This window comes from Aliarcobacter cibarius, from assembly GCF_013372265.1.
Lineage (GTDB): Bacteria > Campylobacterota > Campylobacteria > Campylobacterales > Arcobacteraceae > Aliarcobacter > Aliarcobacter cibarius.
Genome location: NZ_CP054051.1, coordinates 1,803,943 through 1,817,655, shown reverse-complemented (window position 1 = coordinate 1,817,655; position 13,713 = coordinate 1,803,943). Strand labels below are relative to the sequence as shown.

Genomic DNA, 13,713 nt, shown 5'->3' with positions numbered 1-13,713 from the left:
AGGATTAGAGATGAAAAAAATCGTATCAAGTTTAACATTGGCATCAATATTAGTGAGTGGTTTGTATGCACAACAAGTTGGAGGAAATTGTGATTTTAGAAAAGATAATCAAAACTGTCCTATGAATCAAAAAGATGGTAAAAAAATGTCGAAACACCAAAATGGTATTTTAGGTATGTTTTATGAGTTAAATTTAACAGCTGAACAAAAAACAAAAATTGATGAAATAATCAAAGAAAGTAGAAAAAATCAGGAGTTTCCTTGTGATGCATTTACAAAAGACAGCTTTGATAAAGATAAGTTTACAAAAATTATGAAAGACAAAAGAGAGAAAACTCAAGAGTTACATGCAGATGTAATAGATAAAGCGTATAAAATTTTAGATACAAAACAAAAAGAGCAGTTAAGAACTCTGCTTGATTTAAGAAAAGAAAAAATGAAACAAAGATTTGAAGACTAATAATTAAAATTAAAGAAAAGGAGTAACTTTGATAAAAATTGCAATGATAGAAGATGATTTAGAATTAGCAGAGGTTTTATCCTTGTATCTAAAACAATTTAATATTGAAGTTACAAATTATGAAGAGCCATTTTTGGCTCTTTCTAGTTTAAAATTACAGAAATTTGATTTAATAATTTTAGATTTGACTCTTCCAGGAATGGATGGATTAGATGTTTGTAAAGAGATTGTGGAAAAATTTAATATCCCAATAATTATTTCTAGTGCAAGAAGTGATATAACTGATAAGGTTACAGCTTTGAAATTGGGAGCTGATGACTATTTACCAAAACCTTATGATCCAAGAGAATTAGAGATAAGAATAAGAACAATTTTGCGAAGATTTAATAAATCATTGGAAAAAGAAGAGTTAAATGTGAAAAAAACTTTTGTTTTAGATGAAGAGAAAAAAGAGATTAAAAAAGATGGTGTCTACTTGAAGTTAACAGCTGCAGAGTTTGAAATATTGAGTCTTTTTATAAAAAGAGAAGGATTTATAGTAAGTAGAGAAGATATTTTTGAAAACTCTGATATTCTAAATAGTGATTATGAAAGTAGTGGTTCTTTAGCCGTTATCATAAATAGAATTAGACATAAAATTGAAGATAATCCAAGAGAACCAAATTATCTTCATACAATCAGAGGTATGGGGTATAAATTTATACAATGAATAAAAATTCAATAATTTTTTCTACAACTTTAAACTTTTTAATAACTTTTATTTTATTGGTAATGGCTTTCATTTTCTTGTTTAGTCATGAAAATTCAATGAAGAGTGAACAAATTTTTGATAGATATAAACCAATAATAAAGATGATTAATAGTAAAAAGAATCATTTTGATGAGGATTTTAATAAAAATTTATTAGATATGAATTATAAAATATTTGATTCTAAAGAAGATATAGAAAATATTTTAAGTACTCATAAAAAGATAATTTTTACAAAAGCAAATAAGCATGGAGATTTTTTTAAAATATTCCAGATTGATGGAAAATATCACTTACTTTTTGATAGATTCAATAAACAGATTTTGATAAAAGATTTAGAAAGTGAGAGTTTTACAAATAGTACTTATATTATTTTTGTTTTTATTACTCTTTTACTTGTAATTACTTTTTTGTATATTAAAACACTAAAAAAGCTTTTACCTCTAAAGGAGTTGAAAGATAAAGTTATAAATTTAGGTGATGAAAAATTTGATTTTGATTTTTATACTTCAAGTAGCAAAGATGAAGTTGCTCTTTTAGCAAATGAATTTAGAAAAAGTGCAATAAAACTTAAAAATATTAAAGAGTCTAGAAATATTTTTATACGAAATATAATGCATGAATTAAAAACACCTATAACAAAGGGTAAATTTCTTTTACAACTAGAAAAAAATGAAGAAAACAGTGAAAAACTAAAAATGGTTTTTAATAAGCTTGAATCTTTGATAAATGAATTTGCAACTATAGAAGAGTTAATATCTCAAAATAAAGTTTTGGACAAAAAGAGTTATTTTTTAGAAGATTTAATTGATGAAGCAAAAGATATTTTGATGCTTGATGAAAGTTGTGTTTTTTGTGAATATGAAAATATAAAACTTGATGTAAATTTTAAACTTTTTAGTATAGCAATAAAAAATTTAATTGATAATGCAATAAAATACTCAAGTGATAAAAAAGTAGTTATAAAAACTAATGAAAATAATATTTTATTCATAAATAGTGGGAAAAAACTTCAAGGTGATTTTAAAAATTATCTTGAACCTTTTTATAGTAAGTCTTCAAAAGATTCTTTTGGATTAGGTCTTTATATAGTTTTCAATATTTTAAAAGCAAATGGATATAATTTGCTTTATAAATATGAAGATGGTAAAAATATTTTTACTATACAAAAAGGATAAAAAATCTTTGATATAGCAATAATTGGTGCTGGAGCTAGTGGTTTAATGTTAGCTTCAAATCTAGATAGAAAAAAATATAAAAATATATGTTTAATAGATACAAATAGTAAAATAGGACAGAAGATAAAAGTTTCTGGTGGAGCAAAGTGTAATATTACAAACGAATTTGTAAGCCAAAATAACTATTTGGGTGATAGAGATTTTGCTAAAGAAATTTTAAATAATTTTTCTAAAGATGATCTATTGAAATTCTTAAATAAAAATGGAGTTTTCCCAAAAATAAATCCAAAAATTGTAAAGGGAACATATTTTTGTAACTCTAGTCAAGATGTTATTGATATGTTTTCTTTACTCACAACTCATGTAAAAAAATTTTTAGATACAAAAGTTTTGGATATTTCATATAAAGATTTTTTTACAATAATTACAAATAAAACTTCTATTGAGGCAAAAAAAGTTGTAGTTGCGAGTGGAGGTTTATCTTATACAACTTTAGGAGCTTCTAGTATTGCTTTTGATATTGCAAAAAAATTCAATCATACAGTCATTAGAACAGAGCCTGCACTTGTAGGATTTACGGTTCAAAAAGAACAATTTTGGTTTAAAGAGTTATCTGGTTTATCGATTCCTGTAAATATTTTTGTCGAAAATAAAAAAATAGAGGGAAATTTACTTTTTGCTCACAAAGGATTTAGTGGACCTGCTGTTTTAAGTGCATCTTTATATTGGACAAAGGGAAAAATAAAAATAGATTTTCTTCCTAACAAAAATTTAGAAAAGCTTTTGATTGGAAATAAAAATATTTCAACAGCTTTGAATCTGCCAAAACGTTTTATGATAGAGTTTTTAAAATCAATAGAGCTTGAAGATAAAGCTTGCTCAAAATTAACTTCGCATGAACTTGAAAAGTTAAAGATTTTAAAAAATTATGAGTTTAGTCCAGCAGGAAATTTTGGTTTTACAAAAGCTGAAGTTACAAAGGGTGGAATAAGTACAGATGAAATAAATCATAATACTTTTGAAAGTTTAAATCAAAGAGATTTATATTTTATAGGCGAATGTTTAGACTTAACTGGTGAATTAGGTGGGTTTAATTTTCAAATAGTATTTGCACAAGCTTTTATGTGTTCAAAAAATTTAAATTAATACGAAGTTATTTTTAGTTAAGATATTCTAATTTTAAGTATAAATTGGAGTTATTTATGTTTTTTGGAAAAAAGGAACTTGAAAACAAAGTTGTGTTGCTTGAAGCAGAAATAAATAAGCTAAAAGTTGAGCTAGAACAGAAGAACAAAGATTTAGATAATCTTGCAAAAAAACATTCAGTAGAGTTAGAAGAAGTTTCTAAAAATTCTGAAAAAAGTTTTGAAGTTTATAAACAAATAGCTTCTGTTTCACAAGAAGAAGGACTTGTTGTTTTTGATGAAAACAATAATGTATTCTTCGCAAATTCTCTATCAAAATCACACCTAAATGATTTTACTTCTATTTTAAATGCAGTTTTAAGTGGTCAAGACAGAGTAATCTTGAATGAATGTGAAGCGAGTTTAGTAGTTAAATCTTTTGAAAATTATAAAATTGTGAGTCTAAGAAAAACTTCAATTCATGACAATAAAGAAGGTGGTCTTTTATCTAGACACAATAGCAACATGACAAAATCTTTAAGTGATACTCAAAATACTTATTTAAGCCTTTTAGAAGAATTAAAAGAGATGCAAGTTGAATCAAATGAAACAGCAACTGGTTCTACAAAAGGATTGAATTTAATTAATGAAATAGTTCTTGATACAGAGAATTTATACAAAGAAATTGAGACAGAAAATATTGTTGTTGAATCTTTAGTTTCAAAAAGTAAAGATATAGCTCAGGTTATAAATATAATCCAAGAAATAGCATTCCAAACAAATATTCTTTCATTAAATGCAGCAGTAGAAGCAGCAACAGCAGGAGAAGCAGGAAAAGGATTTGCAGTTGTTGCGCAAGAGGTAAGAAATCTTGCAAGTAGAAGTGCTGATGCAGCAAAACAGATAAAAGATGTTGTAACAACAATTCAAAAAGAGACTGAAAAAATAAAAGAGAGTTCAGATTCAGTTACAAACGTAGTAAATGAGACAAAAGCAAGAATTGATGGATTAAGTAAGCTTATGAATAATTTCCAAAGAAATTCAAATAGAGCAGTTTATGAAGTTGAAAGTATTTCAAATAAAATATTTATAAATCTTGCAAAACTAGATCACGTTATTTATAAAAATAATTTGTATCAATTAATCTTTGGAGGAAATCATAACTTCAAACCAGTTGATCATACAAATTGTAGATTAGGTCAGTGGTATAATGTTGGGCTAGGAAAACAAGAGTTTAGTTCAGTTCCTTCATATAAAGGGTTAGATAAATATCACCATACAGTACATCATGAAGCAAATATTTTAGCAAAAGAGTGTTCGGGAAGTAGTGTTTCTTGTTCTAAACAATTAATTGAAGATAAAATCTCTTTAGTTGAAGATGCAAGTCAACAAGTGTTTATTTATCTAGATAAAATCCTAGAAGAAAAGAATGAGCTTGTTATGAAAGAAGCTGCTAATAAATTATTTAATCAAAAAAGTCAAGGAGAATAAAATGAGTAAAAAATCAATTTTAATTATAGATGATGAACCAGAAATCTTAAATCTTTTAAGTAGATTTCTAGGTAAAAATCCAAATTTTACTGTTGCAACTTTTTCAAATCCAGTATCTGCAATATCTAACTTTGAATCAACAGATTATGATTTAGTATTACTTGATATTATGATGCCGCAAATGAATGGATTAGAGGTTTTAGAAAGAATTAAAGCTAAAAAAGAAGATCAAAAAGTTGTTATGATGACTGCTTATTCAACTTTAGATAAAGTTCTAAAATCTCACAAAGAGGGTGCAACAAACTATGTTATGAAGCCATTCTCATCACTTGAAGCTTTAGAGAAAAAAATAATAGAAGTTTTAGAACATTAATGATTTATAAAAGCCCAAAAGTAATATTTTCTTTACTATTTCTATTTTTTTTAGTTGGGCTTTTTTTTACATTTGATTTTTATAAACAAAAAGAGATAAATAAAGCTCTAGAGAATAGTAAAAAAGAGATTTTATATAGGTATAGTGAAGTTTTTAGAAACTATTTTGAATTTGGTGAACTTATATATTTTAATGAGTTTGTAAGAAATAAGACAATTCTAGATATTTTAAAAAATCCTTCTACTGATAAGAAAAAAGAGATTTATGAAAGTAGTGTAGATAGTTTTGCTTTTTATTCGAATTTAGGCTTATATAATGTTAGTTTTTATGATTCTAATAAAGATTTAATTCTTACTTTTAATGAAAAAAAAGATGTTCCAAAAGAATTTTTATCAAAAAATGATAACTTCTCTTTTATTAGTAACCATAATAGAGTTTATTTAACATTCTTTAAACCAATTTTTGATGAAAAATTAAATTTTGTTGGAGTTATAACTTTAGAATTTTTATTTGACGATTTTATTAAAAAGCTTCAAAAAGAACTAGGATTGAAATTTATATATACTATTTCTAAAGATAAAATAGAAGAGTTTAACAAAGATTTTATTTACTTAGAAATTTTTGAGACAAATGATAATGCAAAACTTTATTTAATAACAAGTAATGAAAATTTAGCAATAAACTCAATTAATAAGTTCTATATTCAATTCCTTTTTATGGCTACTCTTTGTTTCCTTGCTTTAGTTTTTGTAATATTAAAAGTTTTTGATTATAAAGCTAATAGAGATTTAGTAATCAAAAATTATCAAGAATTCTTTGAACACATGGATGAGCACATTTTAAGATTGGATACAGATTTAGAGGGAAATATAGAGTATGTTTCTGATGCTTATTGTAAGATTACTGGATATAGAAAAGATGAGCTGGTTGGTAAAAACGCTTCTATTTTAAGACATCCTGATATATCAAACAACTTTTATAAAAATATTTGGCATGAATTAAAAACAAAAAATATTTGGGAAGGTGAAATAAAAAATAGAGATAAATTTGGTAATACTTACTGGATAAAAAGTGTTATTTTTCCAAAATATAATCTTAAAAATGAAGTTATTGGATTTAGATCGATAAGATTTGATATAACATCTATAAAACAGTTAGAAAAGATAAATAGGCTTTTAAAAGAAGATTTATCTAACAAATTGAATAAATTAAAATTAAATGAAAAAATTGATATGGACGTTGTAAAAGTTGAGTTAATGTCAAAAATTGTTGATTCTATGTCACATTTATGGAAAGAACCAATATCAAAAATATCTTTAGAACTTCAAAAGATTGATAACATAAGTATAAAAAATTTAATTTCAAAAGAGCTTTTTTCTTTATCAAATATGCTAAATGAGTTTAAATCAATATTTAAACATTCAGCTGAAAAAACAAATTTACTAGAGATATTAAATGAAGTAAAACTTGCTTTAAAAGATGAAATAAATGAAAATAAGATTAGTCTAAAATTAAGTAAAGATTTAGACGTAAATTTAGATATTTCAAGAAATGAGTTAAAAAATATAATAATAAATATTTCAAGAACTCAACTGGAGTGTTTAAAACTCTCTTCATCTTCTGAAGTTTCTATTCAAATTTCTATTTTAAGCGAAACATCCGATGAAGATATAATAATAAAAATAGAAGACAATATTAGAAAAGATAAAATAAATAGTTATTTTGAAGAACTTCTAAACTCTAAAGATGATAAATTTTTTGATACATCAATACATTTAGCAAAACTATTAATAGAGAAAAATAGTGGACTATTCTGGTATAAAAATAGTGTATCTGATACTATATACTATATAAAACTAAAAAGAGATTCAATATGAAACTTCCTATTTTCTCAAAAGTATTTTTAGTATTTTCATTATTTGCTTTTGGATTATTTGGTATATTGTTTTTAGTTTTCAACAATTTTTATTACTTAAATAGTAAAAATGAAGATAAAAAAAAGAGTGAATATATACTAAATGAACAAGAAATTATATTTAAAGACTTCATAAAGAGATATGATGAAAAAATAGTTTTAATTGAAAGTATTGTTTCTAAATTAAATGATGAAAAACAGATTATAGATTTTATTGAAAATATAATTTTTAAAGATAAAACTATTTTGAGTTTTAAAATAGTAAGTTTAAATGCAAAAGAGACTCTAAAACTAAACAACAATTTTGGAGAGAGTATAAAAGTTGTTGAATATAACAATCTTAGAAATCTTTTTGCAACAAATTACTTTAAGTACATGAGAGTTTTAGACTATCAAGAAATTTATCACTATTCACTAAATGATAGTAAAAATACAATTAATTTTATAATTAGATCAAAAGATAATTTTTATTCAATTGAGATTAATTTAAAAAATATTTTAGAAACAATCATAAATAAATATCCTAAAAAAATATTTATTGCAAATACACATAATGATTACATAAATTCCAATTTTCCTATAAATTTGAATAGTGATAATTATATTATTAAAAAAATCCAAATTGAAGAAGACAGTAACTTTACATTTTTAATTGAATTAAATAAAGAGTTTGGATATGAATTTGTTGATAATTATATAAAAATTGTAGGTGGTTCTGTACTTATAATTATGTTTCTTTTGACAATTCTTTTTTCACTAATAATCTCTTATTTTTTAAATAAAAAGTTAAATTTAAATAGAGCTGAATTTATTAAAAATGAAAATAATATCCTAGAGTTAAATGAAAGAGATAAAATTATAGATAGATATATTATGTCTATGGATATTTATCCAAATCGTGAAATAAAGGATTTAAGTAGTTCATTAGCATATTTTTTAGGCTTTTCAAAAAATGAATTAGTTGGACATGATTATAGATTTTTATTGTCAAAAGATGCAAGACATGTAGTAGATTTTATAAAATCAAAAGTTGAAATAAATAATAAGACCTATATTCTAGAAGAGTTTGAAGGAGTGAAAAAAAGTGGTGAACTTTTTTTCTTTAAAGTATATGTTGAAGCTATATTTACAGATTCTAAAGTAGATTATTATAGTTTAATTTGTGAAGATATAACAGATAAAAAAAGAGTTGAAAATCTATATTTAGATTTAAATATTCAAGTAGATGAATATGATGCAATTTTCCAAAATGTTGATAGTGGAGTTGCACTTTTAGATAGAAAAGGTAACTTTCTAAAATTAAATAAAAATATTTGTGATATTTTGGGATATAAAAGTGCTGAACTTTTAAATATAAATAGTATTGAACTTTTAAGTGAACAATCAAAAGATGTTTTTCAAAAAGTATTGACAAATCTTGATGAATTAGGAACTATAAATAAAATAGAGCAAATATTTATAAAAAAAGATAAGAAGCCAATTCATTTAGAGGTATCTTTAACACTAATTTCATACACAAATAAAATAGTTTTTGTGTTAAATAGACTTGAGGATAAAATCAAGCTAAAAGAGTTAAATATCTCTTTAGAACAAAGAATAAAAGAAGAGTTAGAAAAAAGTAAAGCAAAAGATAAAATTCATCTTCAAGAGCAGATAAAAAATGCTAAATTAAGTTATATTGGTTCAATGGCAGCTGGAATTGTACATGAGATAAATACACCTTTAACATATATAAAAGGTAATTTAGAACTTATGCAATATGATATAGAAGATTTACCTTCTTCAGAGATTAAAGATAGAATGCTATATGATAGCAATAAAATGAAAGAGGGAATTACAAGATTAGCTAATATTATTGAGTCTATGAGAGAGATGTCTCAAAATACAAAAGAGTTAAAAGAGGTAGTAAATCTTTATTCAACAATACTGACAGCATTAACAATGGCTTATAATAAATCAAAACAGATTTCTAAAATTTATATAAATGATAAACTTTTTGATATAGATAATATTGATAAAAATGAGTATATTTTCAATAGTAAAGTTCAAAAACAAAGACTTGAACAAGTTTGGGTTATTATTTTAAACAATGCCCTTGATGAGCTGATTAAAATAGATGATTATGAAAAAAGAGCTATATATATTTCAATATTTGAAGATGAAAGTGATATTGTAATTAAATTTAAAGATAATGCGGGTGGTATTAATAAAGATATTATCAATGATATTTTTGAACCTTTTGTTTCTTTAAAAGAACAGGGTGGAATGGGTGTTGGTCTAAATATTGCTAAAAAAATAGTTGATGAACAAAGTGGAGTTATTAAAGCTTACAATGAAGATAATGGAGCTGTTTTTGAAATAAGATTAAAAAAATTCGAAGAAGATTTAGTTTAATCTAATATAATTACAAAAAATTTAGAAAAGAAGATAGATGAGAATAGGATTTATAGGCGATATTGTAGGGCGTCCAGGAAGAAAAATAATAAAAGATAGTTTAAAAGATATAAAAAAAGAGTTTGGTATTGACTTTGTAATAGCAAATGGTGAGAATGCAAGTCATGGATTTGGACTTACTTTAGAAAGTGCAAAAGAACTTTTTTCAAGTGGAATTGATTTAATTACTGGAGGAAATCATAGTTTTGACAAGAAAAAAGATATGAATGTTTTACTTGAAACTGGAAATGTTTTAAGACCACATAATTATCCTATTGGTGTAATTGGAACTGGACTTAAAATCTGTGATGTAAAAGTTGATGAAAAAATTGAAAAACTAGCAGTTTTAAATCTTATGGGTCAATATTCAATGCCAATTGTAGATAATCCTTTTAATCTTGCTAAGAAAGTAGTTGAAGAGTTAAAAGAACAAAATATAGACAATATCTTCATAGACTTTCATGGTGAAGCAACAAGTGAAAAAAGAGTAATGTTAATGATGTTTAAAAATCAAGTAAGTGGAATTTGTGGGACTCATACACATGTAGGAACAGATGATTTGCAAATTCTTGATAATACGGCATATTTGACAGATATTGGATTAACAGGTTGTTATGACAATGTTATTGGCATGGACTCTTATTCCCCAATACAAAGAGCAACAACTGGTCTTGGAGCACATTTTGAGGTTCCAAATTCATGTTTCTCAATTCTGCAAATGATGGTTATAGATATTGAAAATAGTGTAACAACAAACGCTTTTAAAATAAAGAAATTTTGTAATAAAAGTGAGCTTATAATAACTCAAGCAGTTAAAGTATAAGAAAGAAGTTTTACTTCTTTCTTATACTATTTTTTATAAATTTGTTTTGAAATAGAATAAATTACTAACATAAATGCAATACTTCCTAAGAAAGTATTTGTAAGAATAATTGAGAAAATAGCAATAAAAAGTCCTAAAATAGTAAATCTTTTATTATTTAAAATAAGGCTTAGAATACCAAAAATTAAGGCTAATACACCTAAGTATCCAAAATAAATATAAGACCACATAGAGCTTCTTAAAGTACAACTTAAACCACTTCCATCATTGTTACAAGCAATAGCTAATTCATTGTTTGAAATGAAGCCACTTTTAAATAGAGCTATTAGTGTAGTAAAAATTATTGCAAAGAAAATATACTCTTTTGCTTTAAATATTGACTCTTTACTTATAATTAATATAGAAGCAAAAACCAAAGTTATAATAAACCAGATATTTGAAAACACATTTAAAATAGTTTCATTGTATAAAGTCACAACGGCATTTATAAATATAGTTGTTCCTAAAAGTTTTTCAAATAATCCAAAATGTAACTCTTTAAATCTTCCAACTAAAGTATAAATAAATGAAATTGCTAGAAGCGCAAAACCATAAATCTCAAAGTTTTCATATCTTCCATTATATGCTAAATTTGTAGAGATTATAAATACTAAGAAGGCTGCTAAATAGAAAGGATATTTAGGTATAAAATCATCTTTTGTAGTTTGTAAGATTTTAACAAGCACAAAATTGTACATATATAAACATAATCCAACAACTATTATTGCCCAAGAAGCTTCTAAATAATTTCTAGAAATTACATAATATTGCTCAATTTGTAGAGTTAAAAGTAGTGCAAAAATAGTATTTACTATGCTAAATGCTATTATTCTAGTTTTTGATAGTTTTTTCTTTCTAAGCATTGTTGAGAAAGCTAGTGCTAACCCTAAAGATACAAATGCTAAATATAGATAATTAGGGAAGTTTGAAACATCTCCTGCAAATACATTTTTATCAGCTCTATCTGCATCAAAAAGCCCCCAATATCCACCAACAGCACCTTCACTAACTCTTTTCCAAGGTTGATCAAAAGCTTCGATTATGTTGTAATTCCAATTTCTTTCATTTGCAAGATTTACAAAATCTCTTACATATTTTGCTTGATTTATTCTACTTGGAACAGCATCTTCTCTTGCTCTTCCTTCGCTTGGCCAACCAGTTTCACCTATTAAAATATTAGAAGTTCCTAACTCTTTTTCAACTTTTACTCTAACATCAGCTAAATGATTAATAGATTTCTCAATACTCATTGGTAAATCTTCCCAATAAGGTAAAATGTGAATAGTTACAAAGTCAGTAACATTTTTCATATTTGGATGTTTAAGCCAGAATTCCCAAACATCTGCATAAGTTACTCTTATATTTGGTAAAGCTTGTTTTACTTCTAAGATATATTCTGTTAATTTTTTCTCACTTAAATCACCTCTTAGAAGAACTTCATTACCAACAATAACACTTTTAATAACTTCAGGATATTGTGATGCTAATTTTTTTAAAGTTTCAATTTCATCTCTAGATTGTTTTTCACTTTTACTAACCCATACACCCATTAACATTTGAAGATTATACTCTTTTGCATATTTTGGTATTGCTTCAAGTCCAACTGTTGAGTATGTTCTAATACAACTTGTATATTTTGAAAGAAGTTCTAAATCTTTTTTGATATTCTCTTCTTTTAATACTAATCCTTTATCAAATAAAAAAGGAGATTCATCTTTTCCAAATGGTGCATAAGATACACATTGTAGCTTTGAAAATTTATTTGAATCATCTTTTAAAATAGCTTTTTCTCCTAAAAAAAGCCAAAAAAACATAATAGCTAAAGAGCTAAGAAATGTTAAAAAAAGTCTAGTTGTCATTGAAATTCCTACTTTCTGATTTGGCCATTGCCATATATTTTGTATTTAAATGTTGTTAAATCATTTATTCCCATTGGACCTCTTGAATGAAGTTTATTTGTAGAAATTCCAACTTCAGCACCTAATCCAAACTCTCCTCCATCAGTAAATCTTGTGCTAGCATTTGCATAAACACAAGCTGCATCAACTTCATTTAAAAACTTGTTAATAGCTGTATAATTCTCACTTAAAATAGCTTCAGAGTGGCCTGAACCATGTTTTTGAATATGATTGATAGCTTCATCAATATTTTTTACAATTTTTATATTTAAAACATTGTCTAAATATTCTATATCAAAATCTTTTTCAATCAAAGGAATAGCTTTTATATAATTTAAAGTCTCAGTACAACCTTTTATTGTAGTATTTTGCTCTTTTAAAGATTCATCAAGGCCATTTAAAATGTGTGGAGCTATATTTTGATGGATTAATAAAGTTTCTAATGAATTACAAGCACTAGGTCTTTGGCATTTAGCATTTATTACAATATCTGTAACTTTACCAATTGCTGCATCTTCATCTATATAAGTATGACAAATACCTTTATCATGTTTAATAACAGGAATAGCAGAGTTTTCGCTAATAAATCTAATTAATGCCTCTCCACCTCTTGGAACTATTAAATCTACAAATTTATCTTCTTTGATTAATTTTGCAACACCCTCACGACTACTATCTGGAAGTAAAGATATAGCTTCTTTTGGAAGGGAATTTTTTTCTAGTACGGCTTGCAAAATTTTAGCTATTGCTTGATTTGAATTTTCAGCCTCTTTTCCACCTTTTAGCACGCAAACATTTCCACTTTTAAAGCATAAAGCTGCTGTATCACTTGTAACATTTGGACGGCTTTCATAGATGATCCCAATAACTCCTATTGGAATAGATACTTTTTGAATATTTAAACCATCTTTTGTTACCCAACCATCAAGAATTTTTCCTACTGGTTCAGTTTGTGAAGCAATTTGTCTTATTGCATTTGCCATATCACAAACTCTTTTTTCATTTAAAAAAAGTCTATCCTGCATGGCAGAGCTTAAATTCATCTCTTTTGCAACTTGCATGTCAAGATTATTAGCCTCTAAAATCATAAAAGTAGAGTTGATTAATTCGTCTGCCATTTGGAGTAAAATATTATTTTTCATTGCAGTTCCCAAAGTGCCGATAATACGGCTGCTTTGTTTAGCTTTTTGTAAAAAATCACGCATATTTTTTCCTGTATATTTTTTGATAA

Annotated in this window: 11 protein-coding genes; 9 read left to right on the top strand and 2 right to left on the bottom strand. The window is 25.4% G+C overall.

Annotation, left to right across the window (positions count from 1 at the left end; translation table 11 throughout):
• The first annotated feature begins 10 nt into the window (after positions 1-10).
• From ACBT_RS09165 to ACBT_RS09125, 9 genes are read left to right on the top strand one after another with little or no spacing between them, the layout of a single operon-like run.
• A complete protein-coding gene (locus ACBT_RS09165) occupies positions 11-460 on the top strand; it encodes a Spy/CpxP family protein refolding chaperone (RefSeq protein ID WP_024774726.1) in 450 nt (149 codons plus the stop codon).
• Positions 461-488: 28 nt separating this feature from the next.
• Positions 489-1,169 (top strand): response regulator transcription factor, encoded by a 681-nt coding sequence (locus ACBT_RS09160; RefSeq protein ID WP_024774727.1) that lies wholly within the window; start codon positions 489-491, stop codon positions 1,167-1,169.
• A complete protein-coding gene (locus tag ACBT_RS09155; RefSeq protein WP_024774728.1) occupies positions 1,166-2,386 on the top strand; it encodes an ArsS family sensor histidine kinase in 1,221 nt (406 codons plus the stop codon). Before ACBT_RS09160 ends, ACBT_RS09155 begins: the two co-directional genes overlap by 4 nt.
• Before the next feature lie 21 nt (positions 2,387-2,407).
• Complete coding sequence (locus ACBT_RS09150; RefSeq protein ID WP_228130285.1) at positions 2,408-3,532, top strand: BaiN/RdsA family NAD(P)/FAD-dependent oxidoreductase; 1,125 nt, start codon at positions 2,408-2,410, stop codon at positions 3,530-3,532.
• Between the two features lie 56 nt (positions 3,533-3,588).
• A complete protein-coding gene (locus ACBT_RS09145) occupies positions 3,589-5,001 on the top strand; it encodes a methyl-accepting chemotaxis protein (protein WP_024774730.1) in 1,413 nt (470 codons plus the stop codon).
• A 1-nt stretch (position 5,002) separates the two neighbouring features.
• Entirely contained in the window at positions 5,003-5,374 is a 372-nt protein-coding gene (locus ACBT_RS09140) for a response regulator (RefSeq protein ID WP_024774731.1), read from the top strand.
• The gene (locus ACBT_RS09135) at positions 5,374-7,251 is read left to right on the top strand and encodes a PAS domain S-box protein (protein WP_024774732.1); all 1,878 of its coding nucleotides are present in this window, start codon (positions 5,374-5,376) and stop codon (positions 7,249-7,251) included. Before ACBT_RS09140 ends, ACBT_RS09135 begins: the two co-directional genes overlap by 1 nt.
• On the top strand, positions 7,248-9,683 hold the full coding sequence (locus ACBT_RS09130) for a PAS domain-containing sensor histidine kinase (protein WP_024774733.1): 2,436 nt from the start codon (positions 7,248-7,250) through the stop codon (positions 9,681-9,683). The genes ACBT_RS09135 and ACBT_RS09130 overlap by 4 nt, the downstream gene beginning before the upstream one ends.
• Positions 9,684-9,720: 37 nt before the next feature.
• Positions 9,721-10,545 carry a TIGR00282 family metallophosphoesterase gene (locus ACBT_RS09125; protein ID WP_024774734.1) on the top strand — a complete coding sequence of 275 codons (825 nt, stop codon included), beginning with the start codon at positions 9,721-9,723 and terminating at the stop codon, positions 10,543-10,545.
• Positions 10,546-10,571: 26 nt separating this feature from the next.
• On the opposite strand, the gene ACBT_RS09120 is transcribed toward ACBT_RS09125, so the two are convergent.
• Together ACBT_RS09120 and ACBT_RS09115 are read right to left on the bottom strand one after the other, a co-directional pair.
• The gene (locus tag ACBT_RS09120; RefSeq protein ID WP_024774735.1) at positions 10,572-12,443 is read right to left on the bottom strand and encodes a glycoside hydrolase family 17 protein; all 1,872 of its coding nucleotides are present in this window, start codon (positions 12,441-12,443) and stop codon (positions 10,572-10,574) included.
• A gap of 8 nt (positions 12,444-12,451) precedes the next feature.
• A complete protein-coding gene (locus ACBT_RS09115; protein ID WP_257116996.1) occupies positions 12,452-13,711 on the bottom strand; it encodes a glutamate-5-semialdehyde dehydrogenase in 1,260 nt (419 codons plus the stop codon).
• Positions 13,712-13,713 lie beyond the last annotated feature (2 nt).

What these genes read in the sequence shown, in the direction of transcription:
- ACBT_RS09165 (WP_024774726.1), top strand. Translation starts at nt 11, where the DNA reads ATGAAAAAAATCGTATCAAGTTTAACATTGGCATCAATATTAGTGAGT.
- ACBT_RS09155 (WP_024774728.1), top strand. Translation starts at nt 1,166, where the DNA reads ATGAATAAAAATTCAATAATTTTTTCTACAACTTTAAACTTTTTAATA.
- ACBT_RS09145 (WP_024774730.1), top strand. Translation starts at nt 3,589, where the DNA reads ATGTTTTTTGGAAAAAAGGAACTTGAAAACAAAGTTGTGTTGCTTGAA.
- ACBT_RS09140 (WP_024774731.1), top strand. Translation starts at nt 5,003, where the DNA reads ATGAGTAAAAAATCAATTTTAATTATAGATGATGAACCAGAAATCTTA.
- ACBT_RS09135 (WP_024774732.1), top strand. Translation starts at nt 5,374, where the DNA reads ATGATTTATAAAAGCCCAAAAGTAATATTTTCTTTACTATTTCTATTT.
- ACBT_RS09130 (WP_024774733.1), top strand. Translation starts at nt 7,248, where the DNA reads ATGAAACTTCCTATTTTCTCAAAAGTATTTTTAGTATTTTCATTATTT.
- ACBT_RS09125 (WP_024774734.1), top strand. Translation starts at nt 9,721, where the DNA reads ATGAGAATAGGATTTATAGGCGATATTGTAGGGCGTCCAGGAAGAAAA.
- ACBT_RS09120 (WP_024774735.1), bottom strand. Translation starts at nt 12,443, where the DNA reads ATGACAACTAGACTTTTTTTAACATTTCTTAGCTCTTTAGCTATTATG.